This is a genomic window from Bacillus cereus group sp. BceL062 (assembly GCF_051780025.1).
Classification (GTDB): domain Bacteria; phylum Bacillota; class Bacilli; order Bacillales; family Bacillaceae_G; genus Bacillus_A; species Bacillus_A toyonensis.
In genome coordinates this window covers 1-398 of sequence record NZ_JBPWGY010000056.1, presented here as the reverse complement: position 1 = coordinate 398, position 398 = coordinate 1, and the positions used below count along the sequence as shown (strand labels likewise).

Here is a 398-nt window from a genome sequence, read left to right as displayed (position 1 = left end):
CACTTGAATTGATCTGTATTTGCTTTTTCATTAATAATTATTGATGTGAATATTTGGTGGAACGACAAATTTTCTTTTTTGTTAAAATATTCTCTGAATAAACCTTTGCAATTATCCATATCCCCAGAAGGGTCGTCAGAATTATCAAAATCCTTTGAAAACGAAATGCCTTTTATAGTAGCTAATGGTCTTTCATTTTCATTGTCTGTCTCCGTTTTAATTTGAAGATTATTCTGTTTTTTCGCCGAATTATCTGGTATAGGATTATGAGATTCGTCATAATATCCCAATCTAACTTCTACACTTAAATATTCATTTGAAATATCAAATTCTGCATTGGCTTGGTGATCAATAAATTTCCCCTTTTTAATAGGACATTTAAAAACAATATTTGCATC

At 29.4% G+C, this 398-nt stretch carries 1 protein-coding gene; it reads right to left on the bottom strand.

Going from position 1 to position 398, the window contains the following annotated elements:
* On the bottom strand, positions 1 to 398 hold a 398-nt coding region (locus ACS2MN_RS31020), incomplete at both ends, for a hypothetical protein (protein WP_438894977.1).